The sequence below is a fragment of the Sphingomonas lacusdianchii genome (assembly GCF_022664395.1).
Lineage (GTDB): Bacteria > Pseudomonadota > Alphaproteobacteria > Sphingomonadales > Sphingomonadaceae > Sphingomonas > Sphingomonas lacusdianchii.
Window position 1 is genome coordinate 1 of the sequence record NZ_JAKRET010000076.1, and the last position, 987, is coordinate 987.

2 tRNA genes and 1 rRNA gene are annotated in these 987 nt (G+C 56.5%); all 3 read right to left on the reverse strand.

Annotation, left to right across the window (positions count from 1 at the left end):
* Positions 1–385: 385 nt before the first annotated feature.
* Positions 386–461 (reverse strand) — tRNA-Ala (locus MF607_RS22530).
* 125 nt (positions 462–586) lie between these two features.
* Positions 587–663 (reverse strand) — tRNA-Ile (locus MF607_RS22535).
* 220 nt (positions 664–883) lie between these two features.
* Positions 884–987 (reverse strand): 16S ribosomal RNA (locus tag MF607_RS22540); the annotation flags it as partial.

The window sequence follows — 987 nt, forward strand, 5'->3', positions numbered from 1 at the left end:
CCTCACGCTTGAGAGTCCACACCACCAACGACAACACTGGATCGTCACCCGCAGGCAACGACACGAAACTCGGCAGAGCAGTGTATCGCGGTTTGTATCGGTGTGGTTGAAATCGCTCAGCCTTGATTGGGCACCCATCAAAATAATATTTTGATGGGACCCATGTGATGAACGCTGCTTCGTTTGGATTGCTTCGCCTTGCGGCTACGCTCCCCTTCCGAACCAACGCCTCACGGCATCGATTTGAAAAACCATTCACAATGTCAAATATCGGAAAGCGCGCCTTAACGGCCTCCCTCCTCGTGTCAACCACGAGGATCTCGGTTCTCTTCATCTCTGGAAAAACACACATGTGGGAGAAGCTCGCTTCGCTTCGCAAAATGCTTGGTGGAGCCTATCGGGATCGAACCGATGACCTGATGCTTGCAAAGCAACCGCTCTCCCAGCTGAGCTAAGGCCCCATCGCGCAGCGTCACGATGAAATAGCGAAAGCTATTTCACGGGACTGCAAGCGCGGCCGGCGTAGCTTCAGCTACGACCGACGACATGGGCTTTGCCCATGGCGCTTGTCAGGCACCAGCCTGAATGGTGGGCCGAGTAGGAGTTGAACCTACGACCTCACGCTTATCAGGCGTGCGCTCTAACCACCTGAGCTACCGGCCCAAACGTGCCCGCACGCCCGTCGGTCGCAGCAAAGCTGCGCCCTGTGGGCGCGCTTCGCAGCGCCGGCCGGACTTGTCAGCGTGCAAAATAGCTTACGCTATTTCGTCTCGCTGACTGCGTTTCCAGTGATGAAGGGACATGAGGACGGCGGCTTAATGTTCTGCGGAAGGTACGAAGCTCTTCCCCGCATAAAGCGAGGCGCTTTCGGACCATACCTTAGAAAGGAGGTGATCCAGCCGCAGGTTCCCCTACGGCTACCTTGTTACGACTTCACCCCAGTCGCTGAACCCACCGTGGTCGCCTGCTTCCTATTGCTAGGTTGGC